Source organism: Fundidesulfovibrio sp., from assembly GCF_058402725.1.
This window is the reverse complement of record NZ_JBZVFJ010000020.1, coordinates 1-20,445: the sequence shown is the minus strand read 5'-3', so window position 1 is coordinate 20,445 and position 20,445 is coordinate 1. Positions and strand designations below refer to the sequence as shown.

Below are 20,445 nucleotides of genomic sequence, written 5' to 3'. Positions count from 1 at the left end.
GGGCGCGCGCCGTTCCATCGCATGGGCGAGCGGTTATCCCGTAGATTAGTCGTTGCTGGATATGTGCATTGGTCAGTCGCGGCGGCGGCAATGCTCGCCGGGGAGGCAGGAGTGATCGCGCTCCAGGGCTCGTTCCACGCGGCGTTCGAGGGCGGCGAAGTAGGCGTCGTCGCAGGGCGCGCCGGAGTGGGCCAGGAGCTCGTCGCCCAGGCGCTCGCTCAGGAACCAGTAGACGCGCCAGACATCGCGCGACATGGTCAGGAAGACCTCCGGGGTGCGCACGGCGGGCTGTTCGAGCCCTCCGAGCATTTCCAGAAGCTGGGCCAGGGGGGCCAGTTTGTTCAGGCACGTTACATCCCGGTGAGTGATCATCAAAGCCTCCTGCGAATCGTCAATCGCGTGCAGCGTATAGCTTGAGCCAAAGAGAGGCAAGCAAAAAGATATATATAAGTATATACTTGACAGTTTCCGGATTCAGTCAAAACAGCAGTGACACTGTACACAGGATGCGGCAGGCTGCCGGGGGACGGGCGCGTGGGGCATGACCGGCCCGTTTTGCATGTGGGAAAAGCGCGCGCGGTCTGGCGGGGGCGCGAACGAACCGGCCTTGGAACGGTCGACGCGGCGTAGGCAGGCTATTCGCCGCCGCCGGCCCTGTCGCCCGCCACGGGAAGGCGGATGAAGAAGCTCGCGCCGCCGTCCTCGTTGTTCACAACGTTGATGGCGCCGCCGTATTCCTTCACGATGCCGTAGCTGATGGATAGCCCCAGGCCCGTGCCCTTGCCCACCTGCTTGGTGGTGAAGAAGGGCTCGAAGATGCGCGTGTAGAGCGCCTCGGGCACGCCGGTGCCCGTGTCGGAGATGCGCACGGTCACGTAGTCCTGGTTGTACATGGTCTTCAGGGTGATGCGGCGCGGGCTCTCTCGCCCCTCCCTGGCGGCGCGGTCCTCGATGGCGTCGCGCGCGTTGATGAGGAAGTTGATGAACACCTGCTCCATGCGGTTGGGCTCGCAGGCCACGGCGGGGAGCTTGTCGTCGAGTTCCCAGGCCACGTCGATGGTGCGCAGCGCCAGTTGCTGGCTGAAGAAGTCGAAGGAGCGCCTGAGCACGGTGTTCAAGTCCACCTCGTCCAGGTGCGCGTCGGACTTGCGGCCGAACTCGCGCATGTGGCCGATGATCTTGGTGGCCCGCTCCACCTGGGCCACCACCAGTTCGGTGACGCGCTTGAGCAGGGCCTCGTCGGGCAGGCTGCCCCGGTTCAGGCTGCGCTTGATGAGGTCCACGCTGGTCTGGATGACGGCCAGGGGCTGGTTGATTTCGTGGGCTACGCCCGTGGCCATCTCGCCCAGGGTCGCCATCTTGCTGGCCTGGATGAGCTGCTGCTCGGTCTCCAGGCGTTTGGAGATGTCTGAAACGGCCACCAGGTAGACCTTGCGCTTGTTGAACTCCGAATGCGTGGTGCGCACGGAGACGAAGAATTCGCGTCCGGTCTTGGTGATGTGCTTGGCCTGGTCGATGTCCTGTCCCTTCTTCATGGCCTTGATGAGGGCCTGCTTCTCCACGGCGGCGAAGAGGTCCAGGAAGCTCATGCTGGTCAGTTCGGACTTGTCCCATCCGTAGATGTGCACGGCGCTTCTGTTGCAGTCGCGGATGAAGAAGTCCGCCTGGTCCAGCACGAAGACGGCGCTGGGGATGTTGTTGAAGATGTCCACGTACTTCTTTTCCGAGCGTTTCACCTCGCTTTCGAGTTCCTTGCGTTCGGTGATGTCCAGGCACATCTCCATGGCGGCCACGAGGTTGCCCTCGGAGTCGTAAATGGGCGCGGTGTTGACGATCCAGTGGGCCTTGGAGCCGTCCCGGTAGCAGCCGGACTCTTCGGTGGTGTGGAAGAGCCCTGTGACGAAGGTCTTTTCCACGGGGCAATCCGGACACTTGGAGTCGCGGTTCTTGTAGGCCTTGTAGCAGAATTCGCCGATGCGGGCCTGGAAGCGGTCCTCGAAGGCCTTGTTGAAGCGCAGGAGGCGGAAGTCGCGGTCCTGCACGGTGATGATGCAGGGCACGCCCTCGAAGAGGTCCTGGTAGAGATTTTTCTGAAGTGATATCTGGTTGTTCTTGGAGATGAGTTCCTCACCCATGCCGAAGATGGCCTGCGCCAGTTGGCCGATTTCGTCGGACGAGTGTTCGCGCCGTCGGATGCTCCTGCCGGTGGAGAGCTGGCGCGCGTCACGGATGATGTTGTTGATGGGCCGCTTGATGAGCACGAAAAAGAGCAGCGAGAGCGTGACGAAAGTGACCACGAACTGGATGAAGGCCAGGTAGAAGGTGTGCTGGCGGCTTTCGTGCATGAGGGTGTCGGCCTCGGCCAGGGAGAAGCCCAGGTCCAGCACGCCCAGGATTTTTTCCTCGGGTCGGTGGTCGTGGCAGGCGGCGTTGTTGGAGCAGCCGGGCTCGTTCTGGATGGGGCTCACCAGGCGCAGCACGCGCTCGCCGTTCTCCTCGGAGTCCTTGTAGATGGCGTCTCCCTGGGAGGGCGCGAGCAGGGGAGGGCGGTAGGCGTGGCAGGTCTGGCAGAGCACGTCGCGCTGGGGGAGCACGGAATGGGCCTGCCCGGGGTTGCTCGTGAACATCACCTCGCCGCGCTTGTTGATGATGCGCACGCCCCGGATCTCCTGGAGCTTGGAGAGGTTGTTCACGATGGCCTGGATGTCGTCCCGGGAGTTGAGCATCATGGCGTAGTGCAGGCCGAGCTTGATGGTGTTGGAGACGCGCTCGGCCCCTGTGGTCAGGCTCTCGATGGTGGAGTTGCGTTGATACTTCAGGTGATAGAACGACCACAGGAAGATGCTGGCGAACAGGATGAACGCCACGGGAATGCTGATCTTGTAGATCAGCCTGCCGCGGAGGGTGTCCAGCAGGCTCGCCATGCGCAGCATTCCGGGCTACCCGTCCTGGCGGCGCGGGATGGTCACCACGATGGAGGTGCCCCGCCCGAATTCGGAGTCCACGGCGATGGTCCCGCCGTGGCGCTCCACCACCTGGTTGGAGATGAAGAGCCCCAGGCCGGTGCCGCGCGATCCCTTGGAGGAGAAGAACAGGCTGAACATCTTCTCGCGGGTCTCCTGGTCCATGCCCATGCCGTCGTCGCGGATCTCGAAGCGGATCTTTCCCTCGTGGGCGCTCACGGCCAGGACCACCTCGTGGTGGGGTTTGGCGTCGTCCTCGGTGCAGGCGTCCACGGCGTTTTCCAGGAAGTTCACCAGCGCGGCGGACATGGCGGTCTCGTCCAGGTCCCCTTCGCCCAGGCCGGGGGCGGCCTCCAGGAGGAAGCCCACGCCCTTCTGGGAGGCCTTGGGCTCGATGATGGCGGCCAGGTCTCCGGCGAAGGCGGCCAGGTCCACGGCCTGGAACTCGCTCTCGCGGGACTTGGCGTAGTAGAGGATGTCCAGCACCATCTTGCGGATGCGTCCGATCTTGTCCTTGACGATGGCCCAGCCCTGGCGCAGGCGCTCGGGGTCGTCCTTGCGCAGGCCGGCGTCCACCTTGTAGACGCCGCCGTCCAGGGAGGTGAGCAGGCCCTTCACGCCGTGGGACATGGACCCGAGCATCAGGCCCAGGGAGGTGAGGTGGTCCTGGAGTTGCCGGATCTGCGTGATGTCGGTGGAGATTTCCATCACCTGCTCGATCTCGCCGGATTCGCCGTGCACGGGGGCCGTCTGGATGAGCACGATGCGCTGCTGGCCGTCGCGGGTGGTCACGGCGGTTTCCCACTGGTGGGACTGGCCGTCCTCGAAGGTGAGGGTGATGGGGCACTCCTGGCAGGGGTCCTCGCGGTGTTTGAAGAGCTCGAAGCATTTGCCGCCGCGTCCCTCGCCGAAGTCCTGCCGGAAGCGGCGGTTGGCCTCCACGATGTTGTGCTCGCGGTCCACCACCTCGATGGTGCAGGGCACGGCGTCGAAGAGGCGCATGTACTTCTCGCGGGCGGCGCGCAGCTCTTCCTGGAGGCGCTCCACCTCGGTGACGTCCACGCTCATCTCGATCACCAGTTCCACCACGCCGTCCTTGTTCAGGATGGGTGCGGTGTGCACGATCACGGGCACGTCGTTGCCCTGGGCGTCCACCAGGGTCTCGCGGCTGCGCTGGCCCTTGCCCTCCTCGATGGTCTTGGCCACGGGGCAGGCGTTGCCGCTGCCGTGGCGCCCCGAGTAGACCTCCCAGGAATTCTTGCCCACCATCATGCCCAGGCGCTCGCCGTAGAGCTGGTTGACGGCCACCACTTCCAGGTAGCGGTTGTGGATGGAGATGAAGCAGGGCAGCTCGTTGAAGTAGCCCATGCCCTCGTCGCAGGTCTCGGCCAGGCAGCGCATGGCCGAGGAGAGGCCCTCCACCACCTGGCCCACGGCCAGCTGGCGTTCCATTTCCACGAGCTTGGCGGACTTCTCCTTGACGATGCGTTCCAGGTTCTGGGTGTGCTCGCGCAGCTGGCGGCGCATGGCGATCTTTTCGGCCGCGCGCTTGAGGGCGCTGATGAGCAGTTCGTCGCGGATGGGCTTGGTGATGAAGTCCAGGGCCTCGCGCTGGAGACTCTGGACCACGAGGTCCATGTCTCCGTGCCCGGAGATCATGATCACCTCTATGTCCGGGTTGTGGGCCTTGATGCGCCCGAGGAGCTCGATGCCGTCCATGCCGGGCATCTTGATGTCGGTGAGCACGATGGCGGGCCGGAACACGTCCAGGGCCTCAAGGGCCTCGGGGCCGTTGGCGGCGGTGTGGACCTCGTAGCCCAGGTCGGCGATGGAGAGCCCGAGGATTTCGCGGATGGCGTCCTCGTCGTCCACGAGCATGACTTTTTCGGACATGGTCGCTCCTTCTTGCGGCAGGCATTCGATGAATGCGCGCCCCCCGGAAGGAACCATACCCCGAGGGGAGGCCGTCGGCAACCGTGCTTTCGGAAAGCGGGGCGCGGCGGGGGGAATTGACCGGGCCGTCGCGAAAACGAAATCCGGGTCCGGATCGCCTGGTCAGGCCGTATCCGGGATCGGCCGGGCGCGAAAACGAAGACGCGGGCCCGGGGTGGGGTCAGGCCCGGGCGTTGTCGTTGCCGGGTTCCTGGGCCGCCGCGCTCCCCAGGGCGTGGGCCACCCAGTGGTTGAGGCTCACCCCCTCGGCCGTCGCCTTGCGGGCGATGAGATGGTGCAGTTCCGGAGAGATGCGGACGTTGAACCGGCCGGAATAGGGCTTCTCGGGCGTTCTGCCTTTGGAGGCGCAGAAATCGAGGTAGTCTTCCACCGAGTCCGCCAGGGCCTGTTTGAGTTCGTCGATGGCGCGGCCCTGGAAGGTGATCACATCGGAAAGATGCAAAACCTCGCCGTGGAAGATGTCCGCATCGGCGTCGTATTCGAAGCGTCCCTGGTAGCCCTTGTAGTTCAGGATGTTCATGGATGCACTCCCGCGTTCAGGATCAGTCGTCGCACGGATTTCACTGCGCCCTTGTCCGTGACGGGCCGGGGATGCGGTCTGTGGAAGACGGCGAATCTTCCGCCCAGTTCCACGCGCACCCGTGAGCCGCGCCCTTCGAGGATTTCCGCGCCCAACGCCCGCAAGAGGGACTCGATGTCCGCCCAGGCGATGGACGCGCCGACAGGGTCGGCAAAGAGGGCGGCAAGCGTCTTGCGGTGCTTGTTGTTCATGCGGGATAGTACCAATCGTCAGTGACAAGTCAAGGCGTGTCGTTCCGGCGTGCCGCCGGGCGTGCCGTCCGGGGGAGACGTTCGCTCGTCTCATCCTGTCGTTTCGTCCGTTCGCCGTGGCCGGTCGTCCCGGCCGGGCTCGAAAACGAAGACGCGGGCCTGGGGTGGGGTCAGGCCCGCGTCTCGCGGATCGTTGTCCCGGGCTGCGGCCCGTCGGTTAGAGGGTTATTCGCCGATCATTTCCTTGACCAGCTTGAGGGTCTTCTCCGTGTCCACCGGCTTGGTGAGCACGGGAACGTTCTTGGTGAGCACCGGGGGGCGGGGGCCCACGCCGGAGATCACGATCACCGGGATTTCGGCCAGCTGGGGTTCCTGGCGCAGCTTCACGTAGAAGAGCGTGCCGCCGCGCGCGGGCATGTCCATGTCCAGGGTGATGAGGTCGGGCTTGTGCACCTGGGCCATCTCCAGGCCCTCGACGCCGTTCTTGGCGCCCACGGTGTCATAGCCGGCTTCCTCGAAGACGTCCTTGAGATAGGAGATGATCTCGGGGTCGTCGTCAATGATGAGTATCTTCTTGGCCATAGGTACCTCGCGTTTTCGCGGCCGCGCCGCTTGGTTGTTACTTCAGCTTGCCCAGGGCCTTGACCATCTCCATGGCCACGCCGATGCCGTTCTTGACCTCGGAGTCGGACAGGGCGCCCACGACGCCGAACATGCCCACCGGCTTGGCGTTGGCCAGGTCGATGTTGGCGGGCATGTCGGTGATCTTCTCCAGCAGGGCCAGCATTTCGGGGTTGGACATCTTCTTGAGCAGGCCCAGCAGGGTGACGAAGCTGTCGCCCATGGCCTCGATGTCTTCCGGCCCGTAGTGCTGGGCCACCTTGGCGCGCACCTCGAGCATGGCCTCGTAGGTCCTGAACACGCCCCGCTGTTCCAGGGTGCCCAGGTAGCGCACGGTGTTGTGCAGGGCGCTCTTCATCATGGGCTCCATGGTGTGCCACATGTCGATGATGGTTTCGAGCGCTTCCAGTGCCCAGGTCAGGTTCTTCACGTTGACCAGGACTTTCTTGACGAGAGGCATCACGTCTTCCAGCTGGAAGCTGTCCTCAACGTCCTTGAATTCGTTGACCATCACATAGAGAGCCTGCTTCATGATCGGGTTGAGGTCCCGGATCAGGTCGTCCATGGGCTCCCTGGCCTCGCGCATCACGGCCAGCTCGGCTTCGATCTTGCCGAGTTTTTCGAGTATGAGGTCCTCTTTGCTCATGATGACCGCTCCTAGAACTTGCCGGGGCGCTTCTTGCCGGCCATGAACATCTGGGGTTCGAGGGGCAGGTCCTTACCCTTGAGCATGAGGTTGAAGTAGACCCACTTGAACATCATCTTGCCCCAGTAGTTCATGTAGGACTCTTCCAGCAGGCCGAAGGGTCCGATGCCCGGGAACGGATACTTGCCCGGCAGCGGCTCGACCTTGTAGTTGAAGTCGATGAGGGCGGCTTTCTCGTAACCGGTGACGATGAAGCAGTTGGAGTGGCCGTCGAACTCGGGGCGGGGGGCCAGGCCTTCGATGTCGCGGTGCAGGTTTTCCACCAGCACGTCGGCCTCGAAGTGGGTCACGGAGCCGGCCTTGGACGTGGGCACGTTGGTGGCGTCGCCCAGGATGTACATGTTCTCGTAGTCGGGCGACTTCAGGGTGTAGTGGTCGGTCTTCATGTAGCCCATGGGATCGCCGATGTCGGAATCGAGGATCACCTGAGAGCCGAAGTTGGGCGGAATGGCCACCAGCAGGTCGAACTCCACCTCGTCGCCCTTCATGGATTCCATGACGCCGCGCTCGGCGTCGACGGCGGCGATTTCGAAGTTGGGCACGATCTTGATGTTCTTTTCTTCACAGATCTTGCCCAGGATGGAGGCGGCCACGGGCTTGGTGAACGCGCCCGTGAGCGGGGTGACCAGCTCGATCTCGATGTTGTGGCGGGTGCCTTCCATGGAGAAGAACCAGTCGGCCAGGAACAGCCACTCCAGGGGGGCCACCGGGCACTTGATGGGCATTTCGGCGATGTTCAGGCAGATCTTGCCCTTTTCGAACCGGGCCAGCTTGTGGGCCAGATCCACCGCGCCGTTGGGGGTGTAGAAGTCGTGGATGTTCTTCTTCCAGCCGTCCATCATGCCTTCGATCTCGTCGGGCATGATGCGGCAGCCGGTGGCCACCACGATCCAGTCGTAGTCGTGCTTGCCGTTGGTGGTGGTGATCACCTTGGCGACGGGGTCGACGTTGGTGATCTCTTCGTTGACGAAGTCCACGCCCTTGGGGATGAAGCTGGACAGGGGGCGGATGCAGTCCTTGATGTCATAGATGCCGAAGGGCACAAACAGCCAGCCGGGCTGGTAGTGGTTGACCGTGTTGCGGTCGATGATGGTGATCTTCCACTCTTTCTCGTCCAGCTTCTGGCGCATCTTGTTGGCGATTATGCAACCGCCGGCGCCGGCTCCAAGAATCACAAGCTTTTTCATGACCTAACGGCTCCTTCAATTGGTTTGAACCTAGGTTCGACGTATTCCCCAGGCGTCCCGGGGGAGTCCCCAATCCACAAAGCCCATAAAGCAGGGGCCGTGCCAGGATGGGTTGAACTGTATATTCGTTTGATTTCAGTATATTAGGAAAATTGTCCGCCGCAGGAGGAATTGATCCGGCCAGCAACAAAGGTTGACGTTGGCCCCAGGGGCGCAGCGCGGATCGGCTTGGATTCTGGCGCGGCCTGGGGTGCAAAGAAAGTTGCAGGCGTCAACGTGTGTTGCGTGCAAGGAGGGAAGTCTCCCGGCAGGGCGCTCGTTGCCGGGCGGGGTTCGTGCGAAATTTCTCGAGACAAGGGGCTTTGAGGACGCGTCCAGCCGACCCGTGGGGCCGCGTGACCCCGGGCGCGCGCATCGCGCCTTGCGTCCCGGGGCGTTGGGCGCTATCTTTCCAAAAGGCGGGAAGCGCGCATCGCCTCAACCCCAACGGCAAGCGGACCCATGGCCGACGACGCGACGAAACGGTTCCTCATCGACAACATCGACGACGAGACCCGGCGCTGGCTGCACGATTACTGCACCTGGAAGCGCCGCAAGGTCGCCAGTCCCGGCGAGTTGTCCATCTCCTTCCTCAAGTCCTACATGGACGCGCGCCTCTACGACTACTACTTCATCCAGCGCAACTACTCGACCCTCGTGCCGCTGCTCGACGCCTACAAGCAGTCCCACGGCGAGGTGGATGGCGTGACGGCCCTCATCGGCGATCTCGCCCCCACCCTTCCCGGCAGGACATGAGCGGGGCGCGGCCTTGGCGGGCGCTCCCTGGCGCTCCGCCCCGTCCGGTCGCGGTGCCCCCCGTGGTCTGCGTGCTGGTGTTCGCCACCGGCGCGGCCGCCATGATGGACCAGGTGGTCTGGCAACGTTACCTGGCCCGACTCCTGGGCGGCGACGCAGCGGCCACGGCCGTGGTGCTGGCCGCCTTCCTGGGCGGGCTCTCCCTGGGCTACCATGCCTTCGGCCGCCTGGCCCTGCGCGTGCGCAGCCCCTACAAGGCCTACGCCCTGGCCGAGGGCTTCATCGGACTGTGGTGCCTGGCCTTTCCAGCCCTGTTCGCCGCCGTGGAGCAGGCCTCGGCCGGATGGTCTCTCTCGCCCCCCTGGGGCCTGGCCCTGCAGGGGGTCGCCCTGGCTGCGGCTCTGGTGGGGCCGCCCACGGTGTGCATGGGAGCCACCGCGCCCTTGCTCACCCAGGCCCTCAGTCGCGACGTGGAGACCTCCGGAGCGGTGCACGCCAGGGTCTACGGCGTGAACACCGCCGGGGCCTTCCTGGGCGCGGTGGCCGCCGGGTACGTTGCCGTGCCCGAACTGGGGCTGCCCGGCACGCTGCGCCTGGCCGCTTCGCTCAATCTTCTGGCCGCCGCGTGGTTCGCCCTGGCGCGTGACCCCATGCGGGCCGAACCTGTCCGAAATCCCGCCTGGCCGGATACCTTGAGCGGCCCGGGAGCAGGCCCGACGGCGTCGCCGCCCCCGCACAGGCGCGGCCTGGGGTTCGCTCTGATGGGGCTGGCGTTCCTCAACGGCTTCCAGTCCATGGGCCTGGAGAACGTGCTGGTGCGCTTCGTGGCCCTTTCAGCGGGCGGGTCGGCCTACGCCTTCACCATGGTGGTGGGGATGTTCGTGCTGGCCATCGCGGCGGGGGCGCTCCTCGCGGGGCGCTTCGCCCGCCTGGGGACGCGCGCCGTGTGGCTCAACCAACTGGCCATCGCGGCCCTGCTGCTCCTGCTGTTTCCCTCCCTGGACACCTGGCCCTACTGGGCGCACCGCCTGCGTTTACTCTTCGCGCCGGACCTCGCAGGATTCTGGGCCTTCCAGGCCGCCGGGTTCGCCGCCCTCTCGCTGGCGGCGGGCTTGCCCGCCCTGCTCATCGGGGCGGCCGTGCCCCTGATTTTCAACCGCCTGCGTAACGACCTGGCCACCGTGGGCAGTCTCTCGGGGCGCATCCTGTGCGCCAACACGGCGGGCAACCTCACGGGGAGCCTCTCAGCGGGAATCCTTCTGCATCCGCTGCTGAACAACGGACAGATCTATCTGCTCTGCGCCGTGCTGTCCCTGGCCGGGGCCTGGCTTGCGGCAAGTGAACTTGGACCCCGAACGCGCCTGGCCACAGGACTGGCCGCCCTCGCGGCCCTGGCTCTGATCCCCGCCGCGCCGGGATACGATGCGCAGCGCTTCATGATGGGCACTTTCCGTTTACGTATGCCGCTGGCGTCCTCCTACGCATCGCCCAAGGCCTTCTTCGAGGAGTTCCACGACGGAGTGGAACTCCTCTTCCAGGAAGACGGTCCTGAAGGCACGGCGTCCGTGCTGCGCGCCCCTCGTCAGGCCTGGCATTCCGAAAAGCCCATGGCTGTGTTCGTCAACGGCAAGTCCGACTCGTCCACTGTTGCGGACATGTCCACCCTGCGCCTGCTGGCGCACATCCCGGCGCTTCTCGCGCCCTCACGCGGCCGGGCGCTGGTTGTCGGCCTGGGCACGGGCGTCACCTCCGGGGAGCTTGCGCGCTATGCCGACGTGGCCTCCATCGGGACGGCGGAGATATCCTCCTCGGTCATCAAGGCGTTGCCGCTCTTCGCCGCGTTCACCGGCGACGTCCACCGGGAGCCCCGGCATCGCATGCTGCACGGCGACGCCTTCCGCATCCTGGCGCGCGAGGAGGCCCAGTGGGACCTGATCGTCTCCGAGCCGAGCAACCCTTGGGTTCTGGGCGTGGACGCGCTCTTCTCGCGGGAATTCTACCGTCTGGCCGACCGACGCCTGGCTCCGGGCGGAGTGTTCGCGCAGTGGATCCACGTCCACGACGCTTCGGCCCAGGTGCTCGGGACCGTGCTCGTCACCCTTCGGGAACGCTTCCCCTGCATTCGGGTGTTCATGACCCAGGCAAACGACCTGCTTCTCCTGGCTTCTCGGGAGGACCTGGCCCCCGGAGTGACCGCAGCGGGAGCGTTGTGGGACGCTTCGCCCGGCGTGCGCGCTTCGTTGGCGGAAGCGGGGATCGGCTCCCTGGAGGCGTTGTTGGCCAGGGAATTGTCGCCGCCCGCGCTGACCGGGTCGGTGCAGACGCTCGACAAACCCATGCTGCATTACATGGCGGGCCGGAATTATTTCATGGGGGCGCGCGTTTCGGAGCGCCAGTTGCTGTCAGGCGTTCCTCTGGGCGAGGAGGGACTGCTCGAACGGTATGTGACGATCCGCCCGGGTGGAAGGCTTGGGCGCGAGGAAGCGTCGACGATCCTGGCCTCTGCCGTGGACCGCCGGGGCGAGGAGGCGTCCCCCCTCCCCCTCGAAGGGCAGCTCGTGGAGCGCCTGAAAACCATGATGCGCTGAAGACGCATAACCCTATTGACTCCCATGCTGCTTGAGCCTATGAAGACTTTTTACTCGACGCCAGCGTAGCTCAGTTGGTAGAGCAGCTGATTCGTAATCAGCAGGTCAGGGGTTCGAGTCCCCTCGCTGGCTCCAGGAAAGACAAGGGTTCCCAGGCTTCAGGCCTCGGAACCCTTTTTCTTGGGTCAGGTTTTGTCCCACTCCTGTCCCACTTTAATTGATGACGGGTCAGTGAAGGCCCGTGAAGACAGGCGGCCCGCCTCCAGTTCGGAGACGGGCCGCGCTCAGTTTTACCCTCACCGAACGGCGGTCGGGTCTCGTGCCAGGGCGGTTTCGAAGATTTCGGACAAGAACTCCCAGGGCCGGTGCTTTTTCCGCAGGTGGAGCAAGAGAAAATCGAAGTCGGCCTTCAACTTCAGCCAAGCCTCATGTTCAGGTTCCCCAGGCACGCGCCAGGCCTTCACCGGATGCCCGCCCCGGTCCACGACGCGAGTCGTTTTCCGCTCGAAGGCCGCAATCCCGGACTCGGTTCGGGCCTTCCGCGTGAGCCAGTCGCCAGCCATGTCAGGCCGCCCCCAGGACGGCGCGGCGCTCGGCGCGTTCGGCGGCCTCGGCCCGAGACTCCTCCTGCGAAGAAACCCCGGACCGCTCGGCCATCTGGGGGATGTCTTCGGGGAGTTCCGCGTCAATTTGGCCGAGTATCCTCAAGAGCCAGCCGGCCCGGTCTGCTCCGGGGGCGTGGCGACGGTGCAGCTTCCAGGCCTGCGCCAGAGCCTCGCCCACTGCGTCCCGGGCGGTTTCGACCAGGGACGCCGCAAGGGCGCGGTGGAGCCCGGTCAAGGCGCGCTCGGCCTGGGCGTCGGCGTGGGTGGCGGCGCGGACGATCTCCAGGGCGCCCGGGCCTTCGGGGGCCAGGGCTTCCAAGGTTAAACGGGCCTCCTCGATGTCCGCCAGGATCGCGGCCAGGGCGCGCCCGGGGTTCGCCGGGGCCGGGCGGTTGTGGACGCGGGCCAGGGCGGCGGCCTTGGCAGCTTCCTCGGCTCCGGCGCGCTCGGCTTCCAGGGCGTGGAGCCGGGATTCGGCGGCCGTAACTTCGGACCGCAGGCGTTCCAGGGGGGCACGGGCAGCGACAACGGCGGACTCGGCGGCCTGGAACGATGCGAACGCCTCGGGCGCGACGGCGCGCCAGGTTTCGGAGCTGAGGGCGGCCGGGGCGGTCGATACGGGTTCGACCGGGGCGGCCGGGGCAGTCGGGGCCGGGACGGGTTTTTTCACGAAGAGCATGGGGGAGTCCTCCAGTGTAAGAATTACAGGCGGCGGGCCGCGTTCATCGCCTCGATGGCACCGGCCAGGATTTCAGGCGTCCAGTCGCCGTCGGCCGGGGCTATGGAATTTCCAACAGAAACGGCACCAGGGTCGCGCGTGAGCGTCGCGGCGGCCGTCGGCCCGGTTCCGGGGCCAGGAGCCGCCAGGGCCTTGCCAGGGAATGCGGGCGCGACGGTGGGCGCGAGGCGGACCACCCGGCGGGGCGCGTCGCCCGGCTGCGGGGCGCGGCAGGGCGAGGCGGCGTTGTAACCCGTCGAGGCGGCCCAGGCGTTGGCGGCAGCTTGATCCGGGGCCTCCAGGAAAAGTGGCTTTCCTCCAAGGCGCGTGAGCTTGGCGCTCGGGGTGGTGATGAAATGCGGCATAGAATTCTCCCTGAAATCAGTGGTGTTGCAGAAGTGCTTAGAATCTAACCAATCCTTGCGGATCGCCAGCGCCCCGTGGGGGAGGGGCCCTGGAAGAACCTGGCCCCCGGGGAGGGGGGTGGCCTCGGCCCTGCCCTGGAGGAGGTGGCCTCGGTCCGGGCCTGCCAGGGTGGCCGGATCGGCGCTGGAACCCCTCCAAGGGGAGGGCTCCGGGGCGGCGTGTCCTTTCTGCAGTTTTTGCGGTTTTGCCTACTCCCCCCCTATAAACTGTCACTACTACCTCCCCTGCCAATTTTCCCACGTAGGTATAAAAAAGGGCAGAAAGGCGAGAAAGGGCAGCTTTTCGGGGCCGCATCACACCACCTCCTCGGCAATCCAGCACGGATGCCGCCCGAAATCTGCCCCCTTGGCGAATTTTAGGCCGGAGACGATGCGCCCGGCGTTTCGCTTCAAAAACCACCCGAGGCGCTTGGAATTTACTCGGCCGTGGTCCCCGGCGACCGCATCCAGGGCATCGGCCAAGGGGCCGTCCGGGTCTTCCTGGGCGGCCCGGATGGCCTCCCGCACGTTCCGGGCAGACCGCCCGAAGGCCTCGCGCCAGGCCGTGAGCAGGGCGCGCAGGGCCGCCACGTCGGGGGCTTCTTCCAAGACCTGGGCGCGCGACTCGCAGGGGTCGGGCTCCCCTGTCCAGACCAGGGCGGCGCGGACCAGGCGCGACCAACCCTCGAAGCTCCCGAATGGTTTCAAGGAAACATCAGGGCTCCCGGCCACGATGTAGCCCCGGGCGATGGTCAAGGCCGCGCCGACGTAGGCCGCCCGGTGCTGGGCGGCCACCTGTACGGGGTCGAAGGTGAACTCCCGCTCCTCTGGGCGTTCGAGTCCTGCGTCTAGGCGAATCATGAGGAAGCGCCGCGCCAGGTCTTCATCCGGTTGGAACGCGTTGCCATTGCAGAGCCACACGGCGGCGTTCGGAACCTCAACTTGAATGCTGGCTCCAAGGGGGCGTACTTTAACGGCCTCTGATGTTGCAATCTGGCAAAGCAGATTTGATGTAATGACATTGTTGAAGTTGTCGATACCAACGAGCGAATCCCCCGACAGCACTACCGATACAAGGCCTTTCTCGAACTCATTTTGGTCACGCGTCGCGGAAACAACAGCGATTCGCTTGCCAGTGGTAATCATGGCGATGGTATCTGCGAGATGCGACTTCCCAGAGCCCCGGCAAGTCGCGGTGATTCCGAAAAGCGGCGAGGCGTCCAGGGCAGGCCGGACCACGGCTGTGATGACGGCCGCCAAGGCCACCGCGCGGTCGGTGGGTTCCACGAAGGGGAAGCCGCCCAGCAGGTCCGCCAGCAACGCCAGGGCGTGCCCCACGTGCTCGGGCGTGGGGCGGGCGGGCACGTCCACTGCGAGGTCATGTGCGAGGAACCAGCCTGATGCGGGGTCGAAGCCCGGCTCTGCCACCATGGAGCCGTCGGGCCGCAACGTCGGGCAGGCGGCCACGCCCCGGAGCCTGGGGAACGGCCACGCCCCGGCCCGGGCGAGGATCGCCTCGGCGAGGGCCTTGGGTGGATCGCAGGGCCGCCAAGTCCGGGACCGCGCGTCAAACTTCACGAACTGAAGTCGGCGCGCCAGGAGCAGCGACAGCCAGGCTGGCGTCAGGCCGTAGACCATGGCGGCACCTTGGCTACGTCGAACGCCCCCGGCCTCGCCGGACGTTTCCAAGCGCCCCACGCGAACAAGGCGTCCACCTTGCTGCAAAACCAAGTCCTCGGAGGGCAGGCCCGGCGCGCACAGGGCCGCCTCGGAGCTGCCCACCAACTCAGGGAGCTGCCCCGGCCGAACCTGGACTACCGGCCTCGGGTCGGGCGTCTCCGGCGGCCCCTGGGAACCCTCCGGCGGCGCGGGTGGGGCCAGCGCGGCGCGCAGGATTTCGGCCACGCGGGGCAACCCCTCCAAGACGTGCAGGTCGTTGAAATCCGTCGGATGCGAGGACGTATCCGCGAAAACCGGGACCGCCACGGCCACGCCCATGGTCTCGGCCAGCCGGTGAGCGGCCTCAAGCCCAGGATTCCAGGGCGTGCCGTCCTGGCGCTTGGTCCATTGGTCGTTGTCCGCGGCGACCAGCAGGGCCGTGTCCGGGTAGCGCGCCCGGAAGTCCTGGGCGACCGGCTCAAGGTTGCCCTTGTCAAAGCATACCACGGTCGGCCAGCCGGTGGCCTCGTGGATGCTGGCCCCGGTGGCGTAGCCCTCGCAAAGCGTTATCGGCATCCCGGGCAGCGGTTTGCCGATGGCGTGATATTTTCCGATCTTGGGCGTGGACGGTGGGAAGTGCTTATCGATCCCGGACGTGGGAGACGTGGCCGGGAAAATGGCCTGTACGCCCATGATGTCCGGTTTTCCCTGCGCCCGCATCGGGACGAACAGGGCTTCATGGACTACCTCGGAGGACCAGACCCCGGCCTCGTCACGGACCCGGTAAGAGTAGGGACCGGACCGGAGCCCGTAGGCCCGGACCTGCTTGCGTTCGAGGTACGGGTGCTGCTTGGCCGGTTTCGCGGCGGCCCAGTCCTCGCGGGCGCGCTCAATGGCCCGGGCCTGCTTCTTGGCGATCTCCTCTTCCCTGGCGCGCCGGGCGTCCTCCACCTGCTTGCGATGGGCGGCGCGCTCCTCGGGCGTCAAGTCGCGCGTCCGCTTGGCCTGCCAGGTGATGGGCTTCTCGTGCTCCCTCCAGTTTTGGAAGACTCCCCCCAGCCCGTCCGCGAAAAACTGGATCATGCCGTTTCGCGTGCCGGACTTGTCGCCGTCGAGGTGGACGCGCCGGGATTCGCCGTCAGGGATGAGCTCCCCGTGGTAGATGACTCCGTGTTGCGCCATGAAACGACGAAATTCGTCAACGTGCTCGTGGGCGGTGCTCATGCCGCACCCCCACTGCAATCCGACGCAACATGCTTGACTTCAGCAGCAACTTCGCGGATGTTCAGGACGGGAAACGTGCTGATTTCTCCGCGAAGAGGCCGCCTGCGCTTGTTGTAGGCGGTCTTTTCCATTGTAATGCTCCGTACTTGCAAACTATTTCCCGTCTTTCAGCTCGCTGCTCATACGAGTTTCGAGCCACGCCAGAAAAGATTCCCGCTCGAAACAGGCTTTGCGCCCGACATAGAACGCGCTCGGCCCCTCGCCGCGAGACATCTGGTTGGCCACCGTGGCCGGGTGAACAATCCCTCCCGTCAGGTCGCCGACAGCTTTTCGGGCGAAGGTGGGCGGGAGCGTTTCGCGGAGCCGGTCGATTGCGATGGTGCAGGTTTTCATGCGTCCTCCATGCAAGGTAGTTGTTGGCACTGGTTGGCGTTTGATATGCGTCGTGAAAAATGTCAACTGGACAACACTCGACGGAGCAATGCGACAGACCAACACATACTTGCATGCTTGCAAGTGCTGAATAATCACTGCAATACTTGCATGCGTGCAAGTACATGCCGCGAATCAAGGCGTAGCGCGGGCTTGCAGATGGGCACTTGCATGGCGTTGCAGTTGCGTTGCAGTCGAAAGCGGGAAAAATCGGGAAAACCTGGGAAGCAAAAAAAATCCGGCCGGATTTCTCCGGCCGGGGTGGGCGAGGTGGTGGCGGGGCGGCCCGGGTCAGGGCCGGGGCGTGCGGGGAGGGTAGCTGTTTCGTTTCTGTCCGGGGGAGCCTTCCCGTCGCGGGAGGCCCCTACGCCGTCAGGAACCGCCTCGGGTCCACGTTGAGGGCTTCCCCCAGCCTGCGGGCGTTCTGCCTGCCGATGGGGCGCTTGCCGTTCTCCATCTCGGAGATGTGCCGCCGGGGGGTGCCTGCCGCTTTGGCCAAGGCGTCCTGCGTCAGGCCCTCGCGGTAGCGCGCCCCGGCCAGGAACACGCCCGGCAATTCCTGAGCCTTGAAGGGGAAAGCCTCCCGCCAGGGGGTGGGGGCCTCCATCTACTGGCCCGCCTGGAAGTCCAGCTTGAGCTTGCTCCCCGTGGCCGCAGCGTAGCGCCGCAGGATGTCCAGGCTCACGTTGGTCCCCGCTTCGATCTTGGCGATGCGGGGCTGGCTCACGCCCATGCGCTTGGCAACGTCGGCCTGGGTCAACCCCGCGCGGTTGCGCGCCCGGATCATGGCCTGTGCGATGGAAAACTCTTCCTCCAGGGCGTCAAACTCCCGGGCGTACTCGGCATCCTCGCGCATCATGCGTTCGTGAATTTCGTTGGCGTCGATCATAGTCCGTGCTCCCCGCACCGCTTGAGTGCCAGCTTGATTTCATCCTGGGGCGTCTGCGGGGTCTTCTTCTCGAAGAACCGCAGCACCACGAGGCGGCGGCCCGACGCAGCCACGTAGAGGCCCCGGGCGATGCCGTCCTTGCCCTTGGCGCGCATCTCCCACAACCGCCCCTTCACGGGCCGGGCGTAGGGCATGACAAGGGCGCTCAAGCCCTCTTCCTGCGCCAGCCGGAAAACCCGCTGGAAGCGGGCGCGGATGTCGGACGGCAGGCGCATGAACTCGGGGACCGCCTCGTCAAGCAACGTCACCTTCCAGGCTTCCATGTGAATTTATAACCCCTGAGTTATTTGTTGTCCAGCCGGGCGGGGCGGATCAGGCCCCGTTGATGCTCACCACCTTGCCGGGCTTCTTGCGCCGGGCGGCCTCCAGGGTGTCCACGGCCTGGCGGAAGTGGTCCGGGGCCAGGTGGCTGTACCGTTCGGTCATGGCCATGGTGGAGTGTCCGAGGAGCCGCCCCACGGTGATGAGGGGCACGCCGTTCTGCACGAGCCAGCTCGCGCAGGTGTGGCGCAGGGTGTGGAAAACCACCTTTTGCCGGGCGTCCTCGATCCCGGCGTTGAGCCCCAGGTCAGCCACGGTCCGGACGTAGGTTTTCGAGATGGCGGCGGCCTGCTCGCCTCGCTCCGCAGGGAAAACGGGCGTGCCAGGGCTGGCTTGCCCTCTTCGCTCCTCCAGCATGGCCCGGGCCTCGGAAGTCATGGGCACTTGCCGGTTGCGTCCGCTCTTGGTGTCCTTGATGGTCAAGACGCCGTGCTCGAAGTCCACGTCGGCCCAAGTCAGGGCCAGGGCTTCCCCGGCCCGGAGTCCGGCATTGAGGGAGAGCAGTGCGGCCCCCCAAACGTCAAGGGAGCGGGCCTTCAGTGCGTCGAGCAGAGCGTCCGCTTCCTCATGGGTCAGGAAGCGCACGCGCCGGTTGTCCGCCTTGGGGGCCTTGACCTTCTCCACGGGGGATGGGCCGGAATAGATGTCGTGCGCCTTGGCGAAGTTGAAGACCTGCCGGACAAGGGCGAGAGCATATTCCTGGCTTCTGGCGGAGCGTCCGGCATCGCGCATCGCCTTCATGACCTTCTCCAGGTGGAAGGGGGCCACGTCCTTGAGGGGCGTGTTGCCGATGGCGGGCTTGATCCAGTTCTCGAAAAGGGTTTGTTCGGTGCGGATGCTGTTGGGTTTCTTGGTGCTGCCCTGGGCGTGCTCCAGATAGGCTCCCAGGAAGACCGCGCCGAAGGTGATGCCCTCCCGCTCCTGGAGTGCCTTGGCCTCTTCCTCGGCCTGGCGCTTGGCGTTGGCTTCGGCCCGCTTGTCCGCCAAGGTTCGGGCTCCGGACCCGGTGCGGTGCGCCTCCTTGAGCTCTGCCAGCCGGGCCACGGCCTTCTGTTCCGTCCAGCCCTCGCTTGCCCAGCCCAAGGCCTCTTCCTTGCCCTTGCCGTCGAGCTTGTAGCGGATGGCAAAATATCGGTCAGGCTTTACGCCATGTCGGCGTGAGGGATGTTCACGGTAGCGCACCCCGGTGTGCTTGGTCTTGATCCACGTCGTGGCCACGGCTCACCTCTCTGAATTTTGTCCCACTCCTGTCCCACTTTTTTGCCTGAAAGGGGGTGTTTTTGAGTGATGACGCATGAAGGTAGAATATGCCGGGAAGCCTTGCCAGTCAACGGTTTCGTGGGAATCTGTGAAGCTCCGTGAAATTGCCAAAATCTGATTCGTAATCAGCAGGTCAGGGGTTCGAGTCCCCTCGCTGGCTCCATATTATTTCAAGGGGTTACTGCAAATAATCAGTAACCCACCCCTCATCCTGGTGTGAAATTTGATGTGAATCCCCCTCGGGAACCCGCGCCACATCTCGGTTCACACGCTCGAACACTTCCATAGCCTTTCTCTCGGGGTCGCCGATTCGATGGAGATAAATCTCCGTCGTTGTTCGGTTTTCATGTCCAAGAATACGCTGGATTGAGCCAATCGGTACATGGTTCAAGTCCATGACCGACGCCCCTGATGCCCGGATCGGATGAAACCGGAAATAGGGAACGCCCGCTTTCGTACAAAGACTCTTCATCATGCGTTTCCGGTCTTGGTACGGGCCACTCTGGCGCTTTCCAGATCGGTCATGGTACTCGTGCCAGAAAACCCACTTGATCCCTGGACGGCGTTGGCCGAAACGGCGCTTCAATAGTTCGAAAAGGTTGTTGGTCATCGGGATTCGACGAGGAGTCAGGTTTCCTCCACGCTTTTTCCGAGTGTAGAGCACAACGACACGGGTTTCCAAGTCGACATCTTCCCAGGTGAGTCTGTTTACCTCTCCAACGCGCGCCATCGTTTCCCGCAAAACAGTCAAGTAGTCCCGCTGTTCGGGGTTGGCCACAGCGAGCACCTTTTCGAGCTCATCAGGGGACGGAATGTGCCGCCGCAGGGCTTTTTCTCGGATAGGGAAATACTCCAATCCTTCCGTGGGATCGAAGCTGATGTATTTCCTCTTTTTGAACGCCCAATTAAATGCGGCTCGCAAGCTGCGGAGGTCCGAGTTGGCGGTATACGCAGAAACTTTCTTCCTTTTCCGAAGGAAAGCTTCGACCATCTCAGGTGTGATTTCCCCGCAAGCCGTGTTCTTCCATTCCTTGACCCAGCGTCCAGCTCTGTTCTTGGTCTCGTAGTAGTACTTCTCCGAGCTGAAATCCTTGAGGTAATCAAGCCTCAGATTAATCATCTCCAAGAAGCCCATGTCGGTTTGGGCTCTCAGATGTCTTCGGGTTTCCACCTCCTCGCGATGTTTGGCTTCGGCTCTTTTGGCGTCGGCTTTCGTCTGGAAGCCTTCGCCCGTGTGACCTGCCGGGTTTCTTCGGACCACTCAATTCTTGAGGGTGGCCCCCTGGTTC

21 protein-coding genes and 2 tRNA genes are annotated in these 20,445 nt (G+C 64.6%); 4 read left to right on the top strand and 19 right to left on the bottom strand.

From position 1 onward, the window contains the following. Positions 1-72 precede the first annotated feature (72 nt). The 8 genes from ACV4UX_RS04555 to sqr form a co-directional block, all read right to left on the bottom strand. Positions 73-372, bottom strand: a complete 300-nt coding sequence (locus tag ACV4UX_RS04555) for a hypothetical protein (protein WP_491592136.1) — start codon at positions 370-372, stop codon at positions 73-75. 263 nt (positions 373-635) lie between these two features. Next, positions 636-2,933, bottom strand: a complete 2,298-nt coding sequence (locus ACV4UX_RS04550) for a PAS domain S-box protein (RefSeq protein WP_491592135.1) — start codon at positions 2,931-2,933, stop codon at positions 636-638. Positions 2,934-2,939: 6 nt separating this feature from the next. Beyond that, positions 2,940-4,856, bottom strand: coding sequence for an ATP-binding response regulator (locus ACV4UX_RS04545; protein ID WP_491592134.1), 1,917 nt, complete (start codon positions 4,854-4,856; stop codon positions 2,940-2,942). A 220-nt stretch (positions 4,857-5,076) separates the two neighbouring features. Continuing rightward, positions 5,077-5,436, bottom strand: a complete 360-nt coding sequence (locus tag ACV4UX_RS04540; RefSeq protein ID WP_491592133.1) for a type II toxin-antitoxin system HicB family antitoxin — start codon at positions 5,434-5,436, stop codon at positions 5,077-5,079. Further along, positions 5,433-5,687, bottom strand: coding sequence for a type II toxin-antitoxin system HicA family toxin (locus tag ACV4UX_RS04535; protein ID WP_491592132.1), 255 nt, complete (start codon positions 5,685-5,687; stop codon positions 5,433-5,435). Before ACV4UX_RS04535 ends, ACV4UX_RS04540 begins: the two co-directional genes overlap by 4 nt. 225 nt (positions 5,688-5,912) lie before the next feature. After that, positions 5,913-6,269: a response regulator gene (locus ACV4UX_RS04530; protein WP_491592131.1), complete on the bottom strand. Its 357-nt coding sequence runs from the start codon at positions 6,267-6,269 to the stop codon at positions 5,913-5,915. Between the two features lie 37 nt (positions 6,270-6,306). Beyond that, on the bottom strand, positions 6,307-6,954 hold the full coding sequence (locus tag ACV4UX_RS04525) for a helical membrane plugin domain-containing protein (RefSeq protein ID WP_173080390.1): 648 nt from the start codon (positions 6,952-6,954) through the stop codon (positions 6,307-6,309). 11 nt (positions 6,955-6,965) lie between these two features. Continuing rightward, positions 6,966-8,201, bottom strand: coding sequence for a type III sulfide quinone reductase, selenoprotein subtype (gene sqr / locus ACV4UX_RS04520; RefSeq protein ID WP_491592130.1), 1,236 nt, complete (start codon positions 8,199-8,201; stop codon positions 6,966-6,968). Between the two features lie 501 nt (positions 8,202-8,702). Between sqr and ACV4UX_RS04515 the strand changes: the two genes are divergently transcribed. The 3 genes from ACV4UX_RS04515 (at position 8,703) to ACV4UX_RS04505 (ending at position 11,719) form a co-directional block, all read left to right on the top strand. Continuing rightward, on the top strand, positions 8,703-8,996 hold the full coding sequence (locus ACV4UX_RS04515; protein WP_491592129.1) for a hypothetical protein: 294 nt from the start codon (positions 8,703-8,705) through the stop codon (positions 8,994-8,996). Between the two features lie 62 nt (positions 8,997-9,058). Then, positions 9,059-11,584, top strand: coding sequence for a spermine/spermidine synthase domain-containing protein (locus ACV4UX_RS04510; protein ID WP_491592128.1), 2,526 nt, complete (start codon positions 9,059-9,061; stop codon positions 11,582-11,584). A gap of 59 nt (positions 11,585-11,643) precedes the next feature. After that, positions 11,644-11,719, top strand: a tRNA-Thr gene (locus ACV4UX_RS04505). Between the two features lie 161 nt (positions 11,720-11,880). Here the strand turns inward: ACV4UX_RS04505 and ACV4UX_RS04500 are convergent. From ACV4UX_RS04500 to ACV4UX_RS04455, 10 genes are all read right to left on the bottom strand, one after another. Next, positions 11,881-12,147 carry a hypothetical protein gene (locus ACV4UX_RS04500; RefSeq protein WP_491592127.1) on the bottom strand — a complete coding sequence of 89 codons (267 nt, stop codon included), beginning with the start codon at positions 12,145-12,147 and terminating at the stop codon, positions 11,881-11,883. A gap of 1 nt (position 12,148) precedes the next feature. Beyond that, positions 12,149-12,868 (bottom strand): hypothetical protein, encoded by a 720-nt coding sequence (locus ACV4UX_RS04495; protein WP_491592126.1) that lies wholly within the window; start codon positions 12,866-12,868, stop codon positions 12,149-12,151. 23 nt (positions 12,869-12,891) lie between these two features. Further along, complete coding sequence (locus tag ACV4UX_RS04490) at positions 12,892-13,272, bottom strand: hypothetical protein (RefSeq protein ID WP_491592125.1); 381 nt, start codon at positions 13,270-13,272, stop codon at positions 12,892-12,894. A 354-nt stretch (positions 13,273-13,626) separates the two neighbouring features. Continuing rightward, positions 13,627-16,053, bottom strand: coding sequence for a toprim domain-containing protein (locus tag ACV4UX_RS04485; RefSeq protein ID WP_491592124.1), 2,427 nt, complete (start codon positions 16,051-16,053; stop codon positions 13,627-13,629). A gap of 137 nt (positions 16,054-16,190) precedes the next feature. Next, positions 16,191-16,325 (bottom strand): hypothetical protein, encoded by a 135-nt coding sequence (locus ACV4UX_RS04480; protein ID WP_491592123.1) that lies wholly within the window; start codon positions 16,323-16,325, stop codon positions 16,191-16,193. Between the two features lie 22 nt (positions 16,326-16,347). Continuing rightward, a complete protein-coding gene (locus tag ACV4UX_RS04475) occupies positions 16,348-16,587 on the bottom strand; it encodes a hypothetical protein (protein WP_491592122.1) in 240 nt (79 codons plus the stop codon). 403 nt (positions 16,588-16,990) lie between these two features. Next, positions 16,991-17,233 carry a helix-turn-helix domain-containing protein gene (locus ACV4UX_RS04470; protein ID WP_491592121.1) on the bottom strand — a complete coding sequence of 81 codons (243 nt, stop codon included), beginning with the start codon at positions 17,231-17,233 and terminating at the stop codon, positions 16,991-16,993. Beyond that, on the bottom strand, positions 17,234-17,515 hold the full coding sequence (locus ACV4UX_RS04465) for a helix-turn-helix domain-containing protein (protein WP_491592120.1): 282 nt from the start codon (positions 17,513-17,515) through the stop codon (positions 17,234-17,236). It lies immediately after the preceding gene. After that, positions 17,512-17,838, bottom strand: coding sequence for a type II toxin-antitoxin system RelE/ParE family toxin (locus ACV4UX_RS04460; protein WP_491592119.1), 327 nt, complete (start codon positions 17,836-17,838; stop codon positions 17,512-17,514). The genes ACV4UX_RS04465 and ACV4UX_RS04460 overlap by 4 nt, the downstream gene beginning before the upstream one ends. A 49-nt stretch (positions 17,839-17,887) precedes the next feature. Next, complete coding sequence (locus ACV4UX_RS04455) at positions 17,888-19,114, bottom strand: tyrosine-type recombinase/integrase (RefSeq protein WP_491592118.1); 1,227 nt, start codon at positions 19,112-19,114, stop codon at positions 17,888-17,890. A gap of 104 nt (positions 19,115-19,218) precedes the next feature. On the opposite strand from ACV4UX_RS04455, the gene ACV4UX_RS04450 reads away from it, so the two are divergent. Further along, positions 19,219-19,319: transfer RNA gene (locus tag ACV4UX_RS04450), tRNA-Ser, on the top strand. A 15-nt stretch (positions 19,320-19,334) separates the two neighbouring features. Here the strand turns inward: ACV4UX_RS04450 and ACV4UX_RS04445 are convergent. Further along, the gene (locus ACV4UX_RS04445; RefSeq protein ID WP_491592117.1) at positions 19,335-20,291 is read right to left on the bottom strand and encodes a tyrosine-type recombinase/integrase; all 957 of its coding nucleotides are present in this window, start codon (positions 20,289-20,291) and stop codon (positions 19,335-19,337) included. Positions 20,292-20,445 lie beyond the last annotated feature (154 nt).